This is a genomic window from Clostridium sp. HGF2, from assembly GCF_964240115.1.
Taxonomy (GTDB): domain Bacteria; phylum Bacillota_I; class Bacilli_A; order Erysipelotrichales; family Erysipelotrichaceae; genus Clostridium_AQ; species Clostridium_AQ innocuum.
On the sequence record NZ_CAXSSO010000001.1, the window covers coordinates 624,622 to 643,470 of the forward strand.

The following is an 18,849-nucleotide window of genomic DNA, read 5'->3' on the forward strand; positions in this document are numbered from 1 at the left end:
CGTTCAGGATGAAGCAGACTTCCTGTTTGCCATTTATAAAAGCATCTCCGCATGTCCAAAGAACGATAACAGGGCAAGGGGCGAAATACGTTTCATCAGGCATCGGCTTTCCTTTCTGACGCCATCCGCTTTATGATACCGTGTTCCAGTGGGTGGGTATGTGCAGGTGATTGGGGAGCCTTGTAAAGCTGTCACCGATGGCGGTGTTGAGCTGCATCTGGGTCAGAAAGAAACAATTACGCAAATCACTGCCGGCAATGCGGCAGTCCCGCATATCACTTCCCAGAAAACAGGAGCCCTGCAGGTCGCAGCCTGACAAATCAGCGGCAAGCAGAGACTTCATACTGAAATCCGTGCTTCGCAGTCTTTTATTGGTGAACCGCTTTCCCATTGGATGCTTATGAGGATAAGGATGCCGAAGCTGCTTTTGCTGCATCGTCTTTTTTAACAGGCGGTTGGTCTGTTCATGCAGGGAGTCGATATCAGCGGTAAGTACCTTTCTCCAGGGCTGTCTGCGTACCGTGTCCAGTGTTTGAATCAGCACCTGCAATTCCCCATGGAAGGAAGCAGTTTCCTTCTGCAGCAGTGCTTCCCCGAGATACCAGAGCATCTGATGCAGGGAAAACAGCTTTCTGTATACTGCAAACATATCCTGGTCCGCAGGTACATTCTTTTGAACGGCAAATTGTCCCGCTCCCAGGCAGTCGTAGCCAAGACAGCCCTTCATGCCCTTCTGCTTCAGCTCATGATGAATATTGCAGGTATGATCGCTGCATAAATAGCTGCAGGATACACCGCAAGGCTTATCCTGCGGAAAACCATCCAGCTTTGAAAAATAAAGTGCTCTGCAGCAAAGTCCCCTGCATAGAGAACAGTCTGCATATAGGGCCAGTTCTTCCAGAATCATGAAGCCACATCCTTACAGCTGCAGAACGCAAGAGCCAGATACAGCAGATAGGAGCTGAAGCAAAACAGTACAAACAGCCATATCGGAATTCGCAGCACGATGATATTCTGAAACAGCAGCATACAGCCAACACTGATGCATAATGTAAACAGCCACAGGAGCAGCAACCGCCGTTTTACTGTCTTATCGTCATTTTCAAAGCTGCTGCGGCAAATCCACTGCACAATGCAAACGGCGCTTATGCCCAGCAGGATATCCAGCAGCAGTGTTGATAAGGAAAGCGGATAGGTGCTTTGTATATCGAGCTGCAGTAATGCATGAAGGCCGTCCTTTGAAAGAAACAGATTGATAACGCCCAGAATGGCAATCAGGAGAAAGACAATCTGCAAACGCTCCCGCAGCTTTTCCAGCTGTGAGCGCGGTGGCAGCTCTTTGATAACCGTGTCACAGAATGCCTTGTAATCCTCGGGAAACACCTCATCCAGAGGTGCATTGCGCTGCTGTGCCTCCAGCAGCATCAGTGTCAAATCATAGCGGACCTTTTCCTGCTGCAGCTCACTGATATCGGCACCTCGCAGATAACATACGATATCCGTCATAAGCTTTTGGTAATCTTCACATAAAGTCTTATCCAGACGATTATTTTCGTTGTGCAGCATTCGCATGTTACGATTCATATGCATATCCTCCCATCACAGCGGCAACACCCTGCTGCAATTCCTTCCAATGCTTCATAAAATCCTGTATTTCCAGATGACCGGCTTTTGTAATGGTATAGTATTTTCGATTGGGGCCGTAAGCCGATTTGCGAAATTCACTGTTGATACATCCGTTTTTCTCCAGTCGAAGAAGCAGCGGATAAATCGTACCCTCCGATATATCGGAAAATCCGTAGCTCTTCAGCTTTTGCGAAATATCATACCCATAGGTATCCTCCTGTGCAATCACGATCAGGATACAGTTATCCAGAATACCCTTCATCATCTGACTTGGCAGCATGGCGTCACCTCCTCACTATCTTGTTATACAAGTTACAGCTATATTGTAAAACAAGATAGTGCATCCGTCAAGACCCTATTCTCTGTTTTCAGCGTTGTTATACGGCGGGAACGTGTCTCTTTCATCTGCATGATCGCTGCACTTTACCACACCGCATCATCCTTCTGCCTTTCCTCGCACTTGTCCATCAGGTGCCCTTTGGGGATGAATGTATCATCAGCGAAAACTTTGCATCAGCTTTTATGGAAAATGGCTGTCTTCTCCGATATATTTCTAGTATAATATAGAAAAGCACAGAAAGAAGGAACCGGTATGAGCGCTTATATTGAATTTCAGAATGTGAAAAAGATATATAAAATGGGGGAAGTGGAAATCCAGGCACTTGCCGGTGTGGATTTTACCATTGATAAAGGGGAGTTTGTAGTAATTGCAGGAGCCAGCGGTGCCGGTAAAAGCACAATACTGAATATTCTTGGCGGCATGGACTCCTCAACAAGCGGCAATATTTTTGTGGATGGAACCGAAATCAGTAAATTTAATGCCAAGCAGCTGACAACGTACCGGCGCTATGATATTGGGTTTGTTTTTCAGTTCTATAATCTTGTGCAGAATCTGACTGTAAAGGAAAATGTGGAGCTGGCAACTCAGATTTGTAAGCAGCCGCTGGATATCGATGAAACAATTGAAGCTGTCGGACTGAAGGAGCGTGCCTCCAATTTCCCGGCACAGCTGTCCGGTGGAGAACAGCAGCGTGTGGCAATTGCCCGCGCACTTGCCAAAAATCCGAAGCTTTTGCTGTGTGATGAGCCGACAGGGGCACTGGATTACAATACCGGAAAACAGATTTTGAAGCTTTTGCAGGATACCTGCCGGCAGCGCGGAGTCAGTGTTGTAGTGATTACACACAATCTGGCATTGACTGCCATGGGAGATAAGGTAATCAAGGTACGAAACGGAAAAATTGACAGCATCACGATCAATGAGCATCCTTTACCGGTAGAAAGGATTGAATACTGATATGAAAAAGAAAGCCCTTCTGAAAGATACCCTGCGGGAAATCCGCAAATCCTTCGGTCGCTTCTTTTCCATCTTTGCCATCGTCGGCATCGGAGTCGCCTTCTTCGCCGGAGTACGGGACAGTGTACCGGTGATGAAAAATACTGCGGATACTTATTTTGATGACTATAATTTCATGGATCTGAAGATTATGTCGACCATCGGCATGACAAAGGAGGATGTTTCCGCTATCCGGCAGGTGGATGGAGTGGCCGGCGTGTATGGCAGCTACAGCATGGATGTACTCAATACGCATAAAAATCAGCAGCGTGTCTACAAGCTGCTGTCTTATCCGATGAATGCGAAGGCAGAGGATGAAAACTATATCAATCAGATGCGGTTGATCAAGGGGCGGCTTCCTCAGAAAGCAGATGAATGCGTCATCGAATACACCAATATCAAGGGAGCGGATTCCAGAATCGGAGAAACGATAACCTTTGCGAGCGGTACGGACGAAAAACTGGATGCGTCATTAAAGCGCTCAACCTATAAAATCGTCGGAGAGGTAACGATGCCGTATTATCTGTCCTATGAAAAGGGCAGCTCTGCCATCGGCAGCGGCAGTATTGATAATTATGCGGTGATTCCGGATACCAACTTCAAATCCTCTTACTATACGGAGGTGTATGTGACGGTTGACGGCGCAAAGAAGCCCAACTCCTATGCGGATGCTTATTTCGATATCATCGATCCCAAGAAGACCACAATCACTGCACTGGGAGAGGAGCGTGCACAGGAACGCTTTGACGATATCAAAAAGGAAGCCCTTGCCAAGGTTGAAGCTGGTCGTAAGGAATATGAGAAGAATAAAAAGAAATATGAGACAGAAATAAAAAATGCCAAGGACAAGCTGGAGAATGCAAAAGATGAACTGCTTGTTGGACAGGCCACCCTGAATGCAGAGAAAAGCAGTGCGGAAAGAACCATACAGGAAAAGGAAGCACAGCTGCAGCAGAGTGAACAGACCCTGTCCCAGCTGAAATCTCAGTACTCCAGTGCGAAAAGCTATCTGGACGCGCAGCAGAAAAAGCTGGATGACAATCTGCCGCAGATACAAAAGCAGATAGCGGAAGCCAAAGAAAAGCTGTCCTCACTGGATGAGGAACTTGCCAAAGTGGATACGCAGCTGCAGGATCCGAATCTAACAGAGCTGGAAAAACAGCTGCTGCAGGAGAAAAAGGCGGCACTGGAAACCTCGCGGCAGGTTGCTTCTCCTGCATTAACGATGCTGGAAGCACAGATATCAACAATGCAGGAAATGGTAACCATGGCAGCCTCTCAGCTGCATGCACTCGAAACCCAGATTGCGACTGCCCAGCAGCAGATTGAGACGGGAAAGCAGCAGCTGGCATCCGCCAGAGTGAGCGCACAGCAGGAAAGTGCGGCCGCACAAGATAAGATAACAAACGGACAAAAGGAAATCGCGCTGGGAAAGCTGGAGCTTGAGAAGCAGGAAAGGGACGGTGCTGCCAAGCTGCAGGAGGCCAAGGAAAAGCTGGATCGGTCAGAGGAAGACATCAACAGCATGGAAACGCCGAAATGGTATGTACTGGACCGCCATTCGCATTACTCCTATATGGATTATGGAAGTGCTGCGGACCGCATGGGAGCGATTGCCAAGGTGTTTCCGCTGTTCTTCTTCCTTGTTGCGGCTCTGGTATGTCTGACGACGATGACCCGTATGGTCGATGAAGAGCGTCAGGAAATCGGTACCCTGAAGGCACTGGGATATTCCAAGCCGGATATCGCGATGAAATTTGTAGCCTATGCGGCGATCGCCAGTATCCTTGGTGGAATCTGCGGGGCAGTAATTGGCATGATTGTCTTCCCGACAGTGATTTTCAATGCCTGGGGAATTATGTATACACTGCCGGATGTTCAGCTGCAGGCGGATATCGGACTGGCGGCCCTTGCCATCGGGCTTGCCTCCATGATAACGGTAGCTGCAGCACTTGCGGCCTGTTATAAGGAGCTGGTTGAAACGCCGGCCCTCCTCATGCGTCCCAAGGCTCCGAAAAACGGTAAGAAGATTTTACTGGAGCGTATTCCATTTATATGGAAGCGATTCAATTTTATTTACAAGGTGACCGCGCGGAATATCTTTCGCTATAAAAAGCGTTTCCTCATGACGGTGATTGGAATCAGCGGCTGCAGTGCCCTGCTGGTAGCCGGCTTTGGTATTCAGGATTCCATCGGGGAAATTGCGGTGAAGCAGTATGGGGATATCTTCAAATTTGATGTCACCATGACATATAAAGGTGAGGATACGCTCAGCCAGAAGGAACAGGATTTGAACGAGCTGCAAAAGGACTCCCGTGTGAAGTCTGCCACTGCTATGGCGGTATATCACGGCTTCTATGCGGATGAGGGAGAGGATAAGGGAATCGACCTGTATGTTCCTCAGGATGTGGAAAGCCTGCATACGTATATCTCCCTGCGTCAGCGCGGCTCCAATGAAGCGATCAGCTTAAACAATGACGGAGCAGTTATCACAGAGAAAATCGCCAAGGATAAACATCTGAAGGTCGGCGATACCTTCCCAATCGACAATGGGGACGGTGTAAAGAAGGATGTGAAAATTGCGGCTATTACAGAGAACTATGTGGGGCATATCGTATATATGACACCCTCCTATTATAAGAGTGTCTATCACAAGACACCGCAAAATACCGGCATGTTTGCCATCATGCGGGACAGCAGTGAAAAGGATGAACAGGCGCTGGGAAATGCCTTTATGAAAAAGGATACCATTGATTCTGTATCCTTCTATTCCGGAATTGCAGCATCCTTCCAGGATACGATTGCATCCCTTTCCTTCATTGTTGTTGTATTGATTATCTCAGCCGGACTGCTGGCATTTGTCGTACTTTACAATCTGACGAATGTCAATATATCGGAGAGACTGCGTGAGATTGCGACCATTAAGGTACTGGGCTTTTATGACAAGGAGGTCAGTGCCTATGTATACAGAGAGAATATTTTCCTGACACTGATCGGTGCGCTGGCAGGGCTGGTGTTGGGAATCGTCCTGCACTCCTTGATTATGTCGCTGGCAGAGCTGGATACGGTGATGTTTGGAAGAAATATCGAAAAGCTTTCCTTCCTGTATTCCGTGGCAATCACGATGGTGTTCGCCATCATTGTGAATCTGGTAATGTATCGCAAGCTGAAAAAAATACCGATGGTGGAATCCCTGAAATCGGTAGAATAGAAGCTGAAAAACAGACATTGGCAGAGCAGGAAAACGAATATACAATCGATGGAAGAGGTGTTTGATATATCCGTAACCTCATGTTTTGGATACTGCTGCATGCGTCCCAGAGCAGTGCATAAGCAGGATACCGGACAGACCTGGTCCACATAGGATGACATTTGAAAAATAGTTATGTGCAGCATTTCACAGCAGTTCCCATCCTTTTGAAGGGAGCTGCTGTTTTTCTTTTCTGCGATACACTAAAGTCATGGATATTTTACCTCGCTTATAGTAAAATAAAGGAACGAATGTTTGAAAGGTGGGCTTGCATGTCCTTATTTGAGAAAATGGATCCATCCTTCTTTACCATACTGGTATCGAAGAACCGGGATATTTATGTGGATCTGCTTCTGCAGATTCATGACTGCATTTATCGCAATCAGACCATGAGCATGGAGCGTGCCCTGCTTCAGGATTTACTGGAAGATTATGTGCAGGATAAAAAATATGAAATCGACTTTCAGGAGGAAGCGGAATACAGCGATATCGAGAATGAGCTGCGCAGTGAGAAGGATGTTTATGACCGGGATATCCAGTTTCTGTTACGGCTGTTTGAGAAGCATACCTGGATCAATGTCGATCTGCATATGGATACGATGAAAAAAATGGTGTCTCTGCCCTATCACAGCCGGGTGTTCATCTCCTTTGTGAATGATATTATCAAGGAGCGGGAACAGATCGGCTATCTGATTCGCATCCATGCCTCCCTAAAGGATATGGATGATCCCGTGAAAATAGAAGACAGCTATCAGCATATCCGCAATGCCTATGCCGATTTCAAGGAGCTGATTCTGACACTGGAACAGACCAATGCCAGAATACGGGATTATTATGCGATTCAGGTGAAAAAGGCATCGACGAAAATCTATCATGATTTCTTTGATGTTTATTATGGTGATATTGTGGAGGGCTATGTTTTTCCAACTCTTGTGGAGGACAGCTTAAAACGGTTTAAAAACCCGGTCGCAGGTATTTTGGAAACCCTTCTGCAGGAGGAAGCAGTCAAGGAGAAAATTGTAGACAGTGCGGTAAGTCACTATCGTGTTGCCAGCCGTGATACGGCAAAAAAGCATATCGAGGAAATGCTGTATGCCATGTACAATGATTTGAATATCGTGGAAACGCTGACTGCCCAGCTGGTGGACAGCGACGCGGGTTACCGCAGACTGGCAAAGCAGAAAATTATGTATCTGTGCAACAGTGATCAGGGGTTAAAGGGAAAGCTGGTGGAACTGATCCATCATATGAAGGAAGAGCCGCAGAGAGTGTGTGAGCAGATCAGTGAATCCATCAATATCCAGCAGACCCGCTACATGGAGCGTGATGAGGTGTACACCTTTGAACGACGCAGGCGTAGGGATGAGCGGGAAGTGATGACCTTCACCTTTGAAGAGAGCACCCAGAATCAGGAGGAGCTTGAAAAGCGCATTGGCTTTGACCGCTATGCCCGCTTTACCCGTGAAAGCATATCGGCTTACTATGCAGAGAAGCTGCATGGGGAAGCGGTAGGAAAGCTGAAGGATATCGGGGTAAAGGATATGGATGACTATATCCGCTCCATTCTGGTGTATGTATATGGAAGAGACCGCAAAATGGATGTGCAGGCAACCCTGATTCCGAATCAGACGGAAGGGATTACAGAAGGGGATTTCCATTACCCCAATCTGTTGATTAAAAGGAAGGTAACAAAATGAAGGTAGAACAACTGGATCTGAAGGACCGCGAGGAATTCGGACGGATCGTCAATATATTACTGGCAGAAAACTGCATTTACCAGTATGCGAAAATCAGGCAGTTTGAGAAAAAGGAACGAAATGCAGACTATGTGTTTATCCATGATCACTGGGACTGCTTCGAGGAATATCTCCGCTATGCGGGATGGCTGCTGTGCAGGGAGCGTTCATCTTATATGGGGATGATTTATCTGGTCAATGAGCGGGAGGACTGCAGCTGCCGCTATCGTCTGACAAAGCTGGAAACGCAGCTTCTGCTGATTCTGCGTAATTATTATGAGGAGAAAATGCTGGAGCTGGATGCATCTCTCACCATACGTATTTCTGTCAATGAGCTGCTGCAGCTGCTGGTTGATGTGCATGCGATGGTAAGCGTAAGGCCTTCGATGCAATACATCCATGCGGCATTACAGTCCCTGCAAAGACTGAATATTCTTCAGAAATACACACAGGGGGATGAGGAGCTGATCTGGGTACTGCCTTATATCACCTGTGTTCTCACACCGAAGCGGGTGGAGGAAATTCTGAGGAAGCTGCGTAATGAGGAAGGAGAGGAAGACGATGAAGCTGAAGAAAATGCTGCTGGTCAACTGGCTGTATTACGAGAAGACGATCCTGAGCTTTGAGGATATCGTCTTTCTGAGCGGTAAAACCGGTGAGGGGAAGTCAGCGCTGATTGATGCCATGCAGCTGGTCATTCTCGGTCGAACCGACAATTCCATTTTCAATAAATCCGCAAATGATAAAACAACCCGTGATCTGATGGGATATCTGAAGGGCAAATACAAGGATGGTACCTTTAAGCGTGATAAAGGGATGTTCAGCTCACATCTGTGTATGGAATTTGAGGATGAACAGCATAGGATTTACTGCTTTGGTATCGTATTTGACGTAAACGGGCCTACGCGGGGGGACATGGAGCATTGCTACTATATGATGAATCAGCCGATTCCCGAGCATTGCTTTACGGATGAGGGAACGGTATTCAATATCCGTCGTATGAAGAAGCTGCTGGCCAGCTTTCAGGATCGCAGCTGCCGTTCCTTTACCACACATATGGATTACAAAAACTATTTCCGTCAGCGCATGCTGATCAAGGACCAGCGGTTTTTCGATGTCTTTAAAATGGCAGTTGCTTACACACCGATGATGAATATTTCTGAATTCATCGTAAAAAATATCTGTCAGGAGGAAGAAGACCTGAATCTCGAAGAGATGCAGGAGGAAATTCAGGATTACCGGCAGATGAAGGAACAGCTGGAAACCGTACAGCAGAAAAAGGCTCAGCTTTCCCTGATCCATGAACAGTATACGGATATCTGCGGGGAACAGGAGCGTGTTGCGAACTTGCGTGTGGAGCAAAAGGCAGCTGTATATCACGGTATGCTGGTGGAACATGATGAGGCAGCCGCACAATATGAGGTATATACAAGGAACTATCAGAAGCTGACAAAGGAATCAAGGGAAACCGAGGAGCAGCGGGCACTGCTGGAACAGAACATGGAAGCCTTACGGGATGCACGCAGGGATAATGCGGCAGATATTCTGGAACGAAAGATACAGGCGCATCTGGAGCAGAGAAACACCCTGCAAAGAGATACGACCGCCGTTCAGCAGCAGCTGGTTACGAAGGGAGAATTTCTGAAGGAACAGATAGAGCAGCTGGAGGAAATCGAGGATTATGACGGCTTGCAGCTGGAGGACTTCGATTTGTCCGCAATCAAGCTGTCTATACAAAGGTCCGTGCATGCGGCACAGCGGCTGGCTGCGTTTGATCTGGATGCCTATATGGATATTCAGCGACAGATGAGAGACATCGAGAATACCCTGTCCACGGTGCGCCAAACCATGCAAAACAGCCTGCAGACATGCAGGGAGGAACAGGAGGTGCTTGCGGCAAATCGCCGTGCGCTGGAAGCCGGGAAAAAGACATATCCGAAAAAGCTGCTCGTTTTAAAGCAGGAGCTGGAGGAACGGCTTTATCAGCAGGTGGGAAAACCGGTAGAGGTATGCATACTCGCAGACCTGTTCAGTATTCAGGAGGAGGCGTGGACAAATGCGATCGAAGGCTACATCCATAACCAGAAGCTGAATCTGGTGGTTGAGGCAGAATATTTCATGGATGCCTATCGCATTTACCGCTCCATTAAGGAAGAAAAAAAGATTCATACCTATTCCATTGTGGATATCGCAAAGGCAAAGCCGGGGAAACGTCCCGATGCAAAAACACTGTATGACTGCGTGCAGGTGGAACGCGAGGATGTGCGCCCCTATGTGGAATATCTGCTGGGCAGAGTCGTGTGCTGTGAAGCGGAGGAGACACTGCGAAGCTATCCGGTAAGCATCACCAGCGACTGTATGCTGTACAGCGGCTATGCAGTGTCGCATATGAATCCGGAATTGTATAAGGTACCCTTTATCGGTGCCGATTCCATAGAAAAGCAGCTGCAGGAGCTGATTATCCGCCAGCAAAAGCTCACCTCCACCTGCCGCAAGCTGGAAACAGTCACAAGGACATTGCAGGCGGTACAGCTGCAAACCGTTATCAGTGATGACTTTATCCGTCAGCTGGAGGATGGACTGTGCAAGGCCAAAGAGGTGGAGCAGCTGGAACAAAAGATCAAAGAGCTGCGTGCCGCTCAGACACCGGAATCCCTGCAGGAACTTCTGCTGCTGGATCAAAAACTGGATGAGGCAAAGAAAAAGAGAAACGAACTGTATATGCTGCAGGTGGAACAGGAAAGCCGGCGCCGTCAGCTGGAAGAGGATATGAAGCTTTGCAATGCACGTATACAGGAGCTTCAGCAGCAGGTTAAGGAAGCGAAAAAGCCCGAGCAAGGCATACCGGACACAATCGGGGCAATCACCACGGCAGACGGTATCCGCAGGAAACAGAAACAGCTGGAGGAAGCACTGCGGGAGCTGAACAGCCGTGTTGAAATTTCCAAGCAGGAGCTGATAACGAAAAAAACTCATTACAATGATACCTTCCGCATTGCCCTCAACCCGAATTTTTTATGCGATGATTATGAGCGGGAATATGAAAAGCATTCGGATAATATTGTTGAGGACTATATCGATAAATGCCGCCTCGCACAGCAGAAGGCATATGAGTGCTTCCAGAATAATTTCTTTAGTGCGCTCAATAGTAAAATTGAAAATGTGCGAATGCAGATTGACCGGTTGAACCGCTCTATCCGCAGGCATAAATTCGGTCGCTCCAGCTATGAATTTGTGTGTACCTGCAATGAGGATTACCGTGAGTATTACAATCTGATCACCAACAAGGAATTAAACGGTCACAATCTGTTGAACACGAAGGTGTATGAGGAAAATGAGGAGCTGATTCATGAGCTGTTTAATAAAATTTCTTCCTTATCCTCCATGCAGGACCCCAAAAAGTATCAGGAGCTGCAAAAAGAGGTTCAGCTGCTTTCCCGCTTCACCACCTATCTGAAATTTGATATTCTGGAAAACGGAAACTCGCTGCGTGCCACGATCGGCTCCAGCTCCGGTGGAGAAACACAGACACCGTTTTATGTCGCTGTACTGGTATCGCTGTTCAGCGTATATGATGCAGGAAACGACGGTCTGCAGCTGGCAATCTTTGATGAGGCCTTCGATAAAATGGATAATGAGCGAATCGAGGAATGCATTTACCTGTTGAAATCACTCGGCTTTCAGGCAATTATCGTAACACCGACGGATAAGATATCCAATCTGAGCAAGGTTGCGGATGCGACGCTGATTGCGACAACGGATGAGAAAAACGGCCAGCGGGTTTCCACCGTTCAGAGATGGAGTCAGAAAGAAAACATAGCCATTCCCGACTCGGAAATGAAACAGGAAGAAGTATAAAAAAAACAGCACAAAAGCCATCTGTAAATAGATGTTTAGGAAGCCGGATTCGGCAGAGGGATTCCTTTCTGCAAAATAGAAATTCGGCTTCCTTTTTTTCTATACCTTATGAAGAAAGAGCGGACCAGTCTTGTATGGAAGTAAGCATTGCGTGTGAACCATATATATGTAGAAACAGTTTGTTTCTATTTTCAATAAAAATGAAATTCATGATGGAAAACACATTGATGCGCACAGCTTGCTTTCCTATAGTATAATAAAACCAGAAAGGCAGGTATCTATATGTATCGGAATTATGATCATGTTTGCTGTCCATCGTGCGGCAGCAGGAATCTACGCATCATCGAGGAGCGAAACAATGAAAGCTACAATCTGCCAAGCGGCATTCTTGGGGCTATCTGTTTTGGTCCGATCGGGATGCTGTGCGGACTGTGCTGTGCCGATGGCGAGCGCAGAAGAACCATCTGTATCTGCAATAACTGCGGTACCAGATTTAATCGATGAATCCGGATGACATCTGGCTCTCCCTGATGCATCTGTTTTCCCGTTCCTGCCATCAGAAAGCAGAGCGCAGCTTCTTTATTCACGGCTATCAGTGTCCCGTATGTGCAAGATGCAGCGGACTGTATCTCGGGTATGGCTTTGGCATTCTGCTATGGATGTTTTCTGTAACGCTGCCGCTTGCTGTCTACGGTCTGTTTATGCTGAGTATGCTGATTGACTGGGGACTTCAGGCGGCAGATGTTCTTCCATCGACGAATGTGCGAAGATTTGTGAGCGGGGTTTTGTGCGGTATTGCCGTGATTGGTATTTTTCATGCACTTCTGCAGGCTATTTTCTGAAAACTGCTTACGATGATTGTGCAGACTGAAATAAAGTAAAAAGGCTAATCGTATAGAAGGAAAAGGAGTGGTGCTATGAAAAAGAAACAGGAGGATCTGCGTACAAAGAAGCGTTCGGATATTCGGCTGATGCTGGGAGGCTGGTATTATACGTGGTGCAGATATATTGGATGGTATACATCAAAACGGCAGTTTGCCAGCGGACATGGAAGTGAGGACTATCCCAATGTCTGCTTTCAGCATAAAAGTCTGCTGAAGCGAAATCTGACAAAGGAAGAGGAGGTTTATCAGGAGAATAAAATTGTGAACCTTCGCCTAGCGGTGGAGAAGCTGGACGGTATCATCGTCTATCCGCAGGAAACGCTGAGCTATTGGAAAACAATAGGGAAACCGTCGGCATCCAAGGGCTATAAGAAAGGCATAATGCTGAAGGATGGAACAATTGTATACGGAATTGGCGGCGGGCTGTGCCAGCTGTCCAACCTGCTGTTCTGGATTACGATACATACACCGCTACAGGTTGTGGAGCGCCACCGTCATGGGTATGATGTGTTCCCGGATGCCAATCGCACACAGCCCTTCGGCAGCGGGGCCACCTGCTTTTATCCCTATGGTGACCTGATGATTAGCAATCCGACAGATCAGCCCTTTCAGCTGCGGCTTCATGTGGGAAAGACTCATCTGCATGGAGAATGGAGAATGCTGCATCCTCTGCAGGTACGCTATGAAATTGTTGAGCGCAATCATGAAATGCGTAGGGAATGGTGGGGCGGCTACAGTCGTCATAATCAGCTCTACCGTATGATGCTGTCAAAGGAGGGGACGCTTCTGGAGGAGCAGCTGGTTGCAGAAAACCACGCAATGATGATGTATCAGCCGCTGCTGGACGCACAAGTAAAGGAAAACAACGTCTGAAGGAGAACACACTTTGAAATATTTGTAGTGTGATGTCCTGTTCATGGAAATGAATAATGTGAAACCAGAGGAGGATATTATATGAAGGATTTCTATGAAGCCCTTGCAAGCAGCGAAAGAAACGCAGCAATTCCCAAGGAGGATGATTTCTTCGGAATGCTGATTGGCAGCTGGTATATCGATTACATGGACAATGCAACAGGCGCAGTGCGAAAAGGGGAATGGCATTTTTCCCGGGTGCTGGAAGGAATGGCAGTGCAGGATGTGATTGTATTGCCGCACTTTGAATACGGGACAACGCTTCGCATGTATAATCCGGCTACCCGTACATGGGAAATTGCCTATGGCTATACCGGAAGAATCATGCGCTTTGAGGCGAGAAAGCAGGAAGACAGGATCGTTCTTTCCAGTCTCGAAGACGAGCACAGAAAGTGGGTGTTTGCAAAGATTGCAGAAAATCACTTCCACTGGCAGGATATTATGGTACAGCAAGACGGGGAGTGGCAGGTCAATTATGATTTATATGCAAAAAGGATGGAATGAATGCTGCACGCAGCAGAGAAAAAAGCTTCCTGATAATGAAGTCTCAGGTTGTTTACGAGACTGTAAGCCGGTATGCTTGAGGACAGGGCAGGATTTCCGGATTTCCTGTCAGGAGGACGCTGTCATACAAAAAAATTAGAAAGTATTGCAACGATCAGCCATTGAGGCTGTATGAGGAGATTACACGTATGATATATACATTCACAGAAAACCTATACAGACAGGGAAACCGGTATTTTATAAGGATCCCCTTCAATGTCTGGGAGACATGTAATCAAAAGGGGATGCTCCCTGTAAGGGTAACGGTGGAAGATACTGTGTTTGAATGCAAGCTGATTTCCAAAGGAGCAGGCACTTATTTTATACCGATATCGAAGGCTGTTGTACAGCAGCTTAACAGCGATGGTGAGATACCTGTTTCGTTTGAAATCATCCGTGAATTAACCAGAATTAACAAGAACAGTCCCTATACAACAGACCATCCCGTACGAAAAATAGATCACATACAGGAGGTGGTATATCCGAAACCGGGATATTGCGGGCAAATCTGTATCGCTATGCTCAGCGGTCTTCCTATAGAAGATGTTATCGACTTCATGCAGACGAAGCCATGGCAGTGTTCCTTATCGAGAGTGATGGAGGCATTGCATTATTTTGGTATATCTCATGAGGATAGGATGACCTACACAAGAGGAAAGGCCTTTGCATTTCCCAAATGCTGTATCGTTACGGTACGGGATAAACCAAAGAACCATCTTGCTTTATATTATAACGGAAGATTTTTTGAAGCAAGACATATTGAATTTGAGGATATTATCGGCTATCTGACTGTCCATACGGAGTAACGCGGTACCTGAAATACACATGTGCTGCTGATGCAAGCTGTATGAAATAAGCTTAGGATATAAATGTCTTTACAAAGGCTAAAGGAGAAGGCGAATGGAAAAATACAGATACATGATGATGCTTAAAAAAAACAAGACCTACAACAGAATGACAAAGAAGGCAGTTACGGAGCATGTGGAAAACATAAGAGGACTGGATGATGCGGGAAAATTGGAAATCTGCGGTGTGTTCAAGGGATATCCGGGAATGGCTGGCATGTATATTCTGAAAACAGACAGTCGTGAGGAAGCGGAAGCGCTATGCGAACAGGAGCCGCTGGTTATCCAGGGATATGCCACCTATCAGCTGGTTACCTTGCAAATTGCGGATCGTGAGAATAATTATTTATTATAATCATATGGTGATATGTGTTCCATGTAAATAAAGAAATGGCATGGACTGCATGGATCTCAATAAGCTGGATTATGAAATAGAACAGGGGCTGGTACATCGTTCAAACGGTGAATCTGGGCCCTTTTTTTATGTAAGAAGCAACCATACCGGCATCGCATACTTTTCCACTGTTTACAGGCGCTATTAACTGCCTCCAGGCAAGCGTATAAACACTGATAAAGGGAAAATCCATTAGATAAATTACAAAGATGGCTTGCTGTATTACAATTATGAAAGGTGAATGTAAGGGACATCCATGGCACACTTCTGTGAAATTTTCTATAATTTCTGTAGAGATGAGGTGCTGCTATGAAATTTTCAAAATTGGCTTTACGAAATGTAAAGAAAAGCTATAAGGATTATTTTGTCTACTTTATGACACTGATGTTTTCCGTATGTCTGTTTTACACCTTCAATTCCTTTTCCTCTCAGGAGCAGGTATTGAATCTGAGTACGTCGCAGTCAACCGTACTGAAGACGGTCGGACAGTTTATGAATGTACTGTCTGTGTTTGTCGCAATCGTTTTGGCTTTTTTGATTCTGTATGCGAATAACTTTCTGATTCGCAGAAGGAAGCAGGAGTTTGGGATTTATATGCTGCTGGGAATGCCGAAACGGGATATCTCCAGAATTCTTGTATATGAAACAATGGCAGTCGGATTTCTTTCTCTGCTGAGCGGTCTGTTGCTGGGCGCGCTATGCTCCCAGCTGCTGGGAATCTTCAGCGCTGGAATGCTGCAGGTATCGATGAGCTTTCGTGTAATATTTTCCATACCGAGTGCAATAACAACAAGTATATCCTTTACGGTGATATTCGTTATTATCATGCTGTTGAATACCAGAGTGATCGCAAAGGTGAAGCTAATTGATCTGCTGCAATCAAAAAAGAAGATGGAAAAGGCAAGAATCCGCAGACCATGGATGTCCGTGCTTGTTCTGCTGATTTCTCTGACACTGCTTGCAACGGCCTATTATCTGGCAACATCCTCGCTGCAGACATTTGCTGTCATGCTTGTACCAATTCTGGTGATTGGCGGTATCGGGACAATCCTGTTCTTTATGTCTCTGTCCGGCTTTCTGTTACAGTTTATCCGTCTCAGCAAGCGTACCTATTACCGCAATCTGCATATGGTTGTTTTGCGGCAGATCAATGCGAAAATCAGCTCTGCAAGTACCTCTATGGGAATCGTCTGTCTCATGCTGCTGCTTGCTATCGGTGCATTGTCCTGCGGCTTTTCACTGCATCACAGCCTGGTTGACAGTGTGGATCAGACGACACCGTATATGTATACGTACATGCAGGACGAAAATATAAGCGAAGAAAATATGAAGCAGCTGCTGAACGTGCAAAAGGCCAAACGCTGGAACAGGGTGAATGTGTATACCGACAGGGATACACTGAAGGCGATTCTTCCGCTTATGGAAGACTATGATACCGGTAAGCTGTATGCCGGTGCACCTTTGGAATATATATCCGTGAGCGACTACAATAAAGCTATGGAATCACAGGGAAATAAGCCCGTATCCATTCATAACAAAGAAGCATTCTTCATTAGCGCAAAGGAAGATATTCTGGATGCTCTCACTGCCGTCGGTGATGCGCATAAGACGATATCCGTATATGGTCACAAGCTCAAGCTGGTAAACGCCCGGGAAACCTCCAGCTTTCTCTGCACCAGTCCCATGCCGGAAATCATGCTGGCAGTCGTTGTACCGGATGCGGTTGTACAATCCAAAGCACCCGTCAGGACCTACTGGAATATCGATCTTGCCAGGGAGGCGCAGGTTTCCGCATATCAAGCACGGGTTGAAAAAAATATCACGGATTATGCCAAGCAGACAGGAATGCAGGATTACCGGTATTCCGGAATCACACGAGATGAGGTCAGGGAAAGCTCTCTCGGCTCCGGTATGCTCTTTGTTTACATCGGCCTGTATCTGGGCATTGTATTCCTTGTCTCCAGTGCAGCTGTTCTGGCACTTCAGCAGCTGAGTGATGCAGATGACAGCAAATCGAACTACGACATCCTGCGTAAAATCGGTACACCGCAAAGGATGATAGATCATTCCATTCTGGGACAGATTGCCATATATTTTATGCTGCCGCTCAGCCTTGCCATTGTGCATGCCATGGTCGGAGTTCCGGTGGTATCCGGTGCCTTCTCCTTCCTGTTTGGACTGCAGAATATGTGGAAAACAAATCTGATGACTGCGGGTATCGTCCTGCTGATTTATGGCACATATTTCCTGATTACGTATTACGGATACCGCATGGCGGTGCAGGGTCCAAGACACAAGCAGAAGAAGCAGTAAGCTTAGCGGAGCAGCTCTCAGTCCTTTATCTGATTTGACGGATACAGCATCCGATTATTAAGCGCAATACGCTGATTCATGCGATATCTTTCATGCTGCTCTTGAACGCTCTGCTCATGTGTGGAATTCGGAGAATACCTTAGAAGGCGGATCCTCTATTCGGTTGCAGTACGATGAAATTTATAAAAAATTTCGGATTTAGGTAACTTTGCTAAGAGGAAGGTCTTAGGTGAGGAAAGATTATAAGGCGGGGTATCGCCGGGTGGAGAGGTTTTTGAGGGAATACACAGATACAGAGGACAGTAAAAGGATAGCCGCAATGTATGTGACAGATGCCTCCTATTGTGGAATACTCAATACTGTTGGATAATCTGGAAGAAGAGGCGTTTACTGTAAAGTATATACTGGTATTATAAGGAATCAATTTCATTCAAATGAAGTCGATTCCTTTTTACCATGCTTATCAGGACAACCAAAGCATGCACTCTATTGAATATTCACCTTTATAGCCTCGTGTCTGAAAGGATATTCAGCATCCTCCTGAATGGTGCTATTGGACACCGAAATAACCTGAACATCATATGGCCCTTTGATATGGGGCTTTCATTTTTATTTGAGAAAGTCCTTTCAAAAAGGAAAACAAAAGGAAAGGGGAAAATGTTATGAGTGGTGATGATTTGTACTGTGCATGTGCATCAAGGGCAATCTTAGTGACGGTTTGAGGAATGTTTTCCTTTTGAAGTGGTGATTGCGCGTGTAAGCTGTATGATGGAGCTTATCCTACAGGATATACGGCTATGCAACCATCGCAATCGGGACCTCTTTCTGATATTTTATGAGGTAAGCCATCCGGAAACAGGTACATAAAAGAAGCGGAGGCGGAGAATCCTGAGCTGATAAGAAAAGGTCATTGCACACAGCTGCGCTATCAAAGAAGAATACTCTTAATGGAGAATGTTAGAGGAATAGCCAGTTGGTATTTTATAGTGATTGAAAATCAACATTGGATGAAAAAGGATACCTGTGTGCAGCATGCAGGGGGATAAAGGCATGTAAGGCAACCTGCAATTTTAGCTCGTGCCATTTGTAAAACAGAGATAAGACTTATTGACAGATGATCGTTTGGGCAGTATAGTTAGGTTGCTAATAATT

General features: G+C 46.3%; 15 protein-coding genes. 12 read left to right on the top strand and 3 right to left on the bottom strand.

All coding sequences use genetic code 11. The annotated features are described in order from the left end of the window. Positions 1-130 precede the first annotated feature (130 nt). The 3 genes from ACESPQ_RS02965 to ACESPQ_RS02975 are packed head-to-tail and all read right to left on the bottom strand — an operon-like array spanning position 131 to position 1,906. Positions 131-907, bottom strand: coding sequence for a pentapeptide repeat-containing protein (locus tag ACESPQ_RS02965; protein ID WP_022300338.1), 777 nt, complete (start codon positions 905-907; stop codon positions 131-133). Beyond that, on the bottom strand, positions 904-1,584 hold the full coding sequence (locus tag ACESPQ_RS02970) for a hypothetical protein (protein ID WP_002605797.1): 681 nt from the start codon (positions 1,582-1,584) through the stop codon (positions 904-906). The genes ACESPQ_RS02965 and ACESPQ_RS02970 overlap by 4 nt, the downstream gene beginning before the upstream one ends. Then, positions 1,574-1,906 carry a PadR family transcriptional regulator gene (locus ACESPQ_RS02975; RefSeq protein WP_022300339.1) on the bottom strand — a complete coding sequence of 111 codons (333 nt, stop codon included), beginning with the start codon at positions 1,904-1,906 and terminating at the stop codon, positions 1,574-1,576. The genes ACESPQ_RS02970 and ACESPQ_RS02975 overlap by 11 nt, the downstream gene beginning before the upstream one ends. A 312-nt stretch (positions 1,907-2,218) precedes the next feature. Between ACESPQ_RS02975 and ACESPQ_RS02980 the strand changes: the two genes are divergently transcribed. The 12 genes from ACESPQ_RS02980 (at position 2,219) to ACESPQ_RS03035 (ending at position 17,697) form a co-directional block, all read left to right on the top strand. Further along, a complete protein-coding gene (locus ACESPQ_RS02980) occupies positions 2,219-2,923 on the top strand; it encodes an ABC transporter ATP-binding protein (RefSeq protein WP_002605795.1) in 705 nt (234 codons plus the stop codon). Between the two features lies 1 nt (position 2,924). Further along, complete coding sequence (locus tag ACESPQ_RS02985; RefSeq protein WP_257333725.1) at positions 2,925-6,173, top strand: FtsX-like permease family protein; 3,249 nt, start codon at positions 2,925-2,927, stop codon at positions 6,171-6,173. Positions 6,174-6,484: 311 nt separating this feature from the next. Beyond that, the gene (locus tag ACESPQ_RS02990; protein WP_002605793.1) at positions 6,485-7,909 is read left to right on the top strand and encodes a Wadjet anti-phage system protein JetA family protein; all 1,425 of its coding nucleotides are present in this window, start codon (positions 6,485-6,487) and stop codon (positions 7,907-7,909) included. Next, complete coding sequence (locus ACESPQ_RS02995) at positions 7,906-8,574, top strand: DUF4194 domain-containing protein (RefSeq protein ID WP_002605792.1); 669 nt, start codon at positions 7,906-7,908, stop codon at positions 8,572-8,574. The genes ACESPQ_RS02990 and ACESPQ_RS02995 overlap by 4 nt, the downstream gene beginning before the upstream one ends. Then, positions 8,510-11,806 (top strand): ATP-binding protein, encoded by a 3,297-nt coding sequence (locus tag ACESPQ_RS03000; protein WP_373143917.1) that lies wholly within the window; start codon positions 8,510-8,512, stop codon positions 11,804-11,806. The genes ACESPQ_RS02995 and ACESPQ_RS03000 overlap by 65 nt, the downstream gene beginning before the upstream one ends. 282 nt (positions 11,807-12,088) lie before the next feature. Beyond that, the gene (locus tag ACESPQ_RS03005; protein ID WP_002605790.1) at positions 12,089-12,310 is read left to right on the top strand and encodes a hypothetical protein; all 222 of its coding nucleotides are present in this window, start codon (positions 12,089-12,091) and stop codon (positions 12,308-12,310) included. Beyond that, entirely contained in the window at positions 12,307-12,648 is a 342-nt protein-coding gene (locus tag ACESPQ_RS03010; protein ID WP_002605789.1) for a DUF2085 domain-containing protein, read from the top strand. The genes ACESPQ_RS03005 and ACESPQ_RS03010 overlap by 4 nt, the downstream gene beginning before the upstream one ends. 75 nt (positions 12,649-12,723) lie before the next feature. Continuing rightward, positions 12,724-13,563 (top strand): VanW family protein, encoded by an 840-nt coding sequence (locus ACESPQ_RS03015; RefSeq protein ID WP_002605788.1) that lies wholly within the window; start codon positions 12,724-12,726, stop codon positions 13,561-13,563. Positions 13,564-13,644: 81 nt separating this feature from the next. Then, on the top strand, positions 13,645-14,106 hold the full coding sequence (locus tag ACESPQ_RS03020; RefSeq protein ID WP_109769730.1) for a hypothetical protein: 462 nt from the start codon (positions 13,645-13,647) through the stop codon (positions 14,104-14,106). A 188-nt stretch (positions 14,107-14,294) separates the two neighbouring features. Continuing rightward, on the top strand, positions 14,295-14,951 hold the full coding sequence (locus ACESPQ_RS03025) for a DUF1905 domain-containing protein (protein ID WP_257327538.1): 657 nt from the start codon (positions 14,295-14,297) through the stop codon (positions 14,949-14,951). Positions 14,952-15,045: 94 nt separating this feature from the next. Continuing rightward, entirely contained in the window at positions 15,046-15,345 is a 300-nt protein-coding gene (locus ACESPQ_RS03030) for a YciI family protein (RefSeq protein WP_257327539.1), read from the top strand. Positions 15,346-15,693: 348 nt separating this feature from the next. Beyond that, positions 15,694-17,697: an FtsX-like permease family protein gene (locus tag ACESPQ_RS03035; RefSeq protein WP_044907699.1), complete on the top strand. Its 2,004-nt coding sequence runs from the start codon at positions 15,694-15,696 to the stop codon at positions 17,695-17,697. Positions 17,698-18,849 lie beyond the last annotated feature (1,152 nt).

What these genes read in the sequence shown, in the direction of transcription:
- ACESPQ_RS02965 (WP_022300338.1), bottom strand. Translation starts at nt 907, where the DNA reads ATGATTCTGGAAGAACTGGCCCTATATGCAGACTGTTCTCTATGCAGG.
- ACESPQ_RS02970 (WP_002605797.1), bottom strand. Translation starts at nt 1,584, where the DNA reads ATGAATCGTAACATGCGAATGCTGCACAACGAAAATAATCGTCTGGAT.
- ACESPQ_RS02975 (WP_022300339.1), bottom strand. Translation starts at nt 1,906, where the DNA reads ATGCTGCCAAGTCAGATGATGAAGGGTATTCTGGATAACTGTATCCTG.
- ACESPQ_RS02980 (WP_002605795.1), top strand. Translation starts at nt 2,219, where the DNA reads ATGAGCGCTTATATTGAATTTCAGAATGTGAAAAAGATATATAAAATG.
- ACESPQ_RS02985 (WP_257333725.1), top strand. Translation starts at nt 2,925, where the DNA reads ATGAAAAAGAAAGCCCTTCTGAAAGATACCCTGCGGGAAATCCGCAAA.
- ACESPQ_RS02990 (WP_002605793.1), top strand. Translation starts at nt 6,485, where the DNA reads ATGTCCTTATTTGAGAAAATGGATCCATCCTTCTTTACCATACTGGTA.
- ACESPQ_RS02995 (WP_002605792.1), top strand. Translation starts at nt 7,906, where the DNA reads ATGAAGGTAGAACAACTGGATCTGAAGGACCGCGAGGAATTCGGACGG.
- ACESPQ_RS03000 (WP_373143917.1), top strand. Translation starts at nt 8,510, where the DNA reads ATGAAGCTGAAGAAAATGCTGCTGGTCAACTGGCTGTATTACGAGAAG.
- ACESPQ_RS03005 (WP_002605790.1), top strand. Translation starts at nt 12,089, where the DNA reads ATGTATCGGAATTATGATCATGTTTGCTGTCCATCGTGCGGCAGCAGG.
- ACESPQ_RS03010 (WP_002605789.1), top strand. Translation starts at nt 12,307, where the DNA reads ATGAATCCGGATGACATCTGGCTCTCCCTGATGCATCTGTTTTCCCGT.
- ACESPQ_RS03015 (WP_002605788.1), top strand. Translation starts at nt 12,724, where the DNA reads ATGAAAAAGAAACAGGAGGATCTGCGTACAAAGAAGCGTTCGGATATT.
- ACESPQ_RS03020 (WP_109769730.1), top strand. Translation starts at nt 13,645, where the DNA reads ATGAAGGATTTCTATGAAGCCCTTGCAAGCAGCGAAAGAAACGCAGCA.
- ACESPQ_RS03025 (WP_257327538.1), top strand. Translation starts at nt 14,295, where the DNA reads ATGATATATACATTCACAGAAAACCTATACAGACAGGGAAACCGGTAT.
- ACESPQ_RS03030 (WP_257327539.1), top strand. Translation starts at nt 15,046, where the DNA reads ATGGAAAAATACAGATACATGATGATGCTTAAAAAAAACAAGACCTAC.
- ACESPQ_RS03035 (WP_044907699.1), top strand. Translation starts at nt 15,694, where the DNA reads ATGAAATTTTCAAAATTGGCTTTACGAAATGTAAAGAAAAGCTATAAG.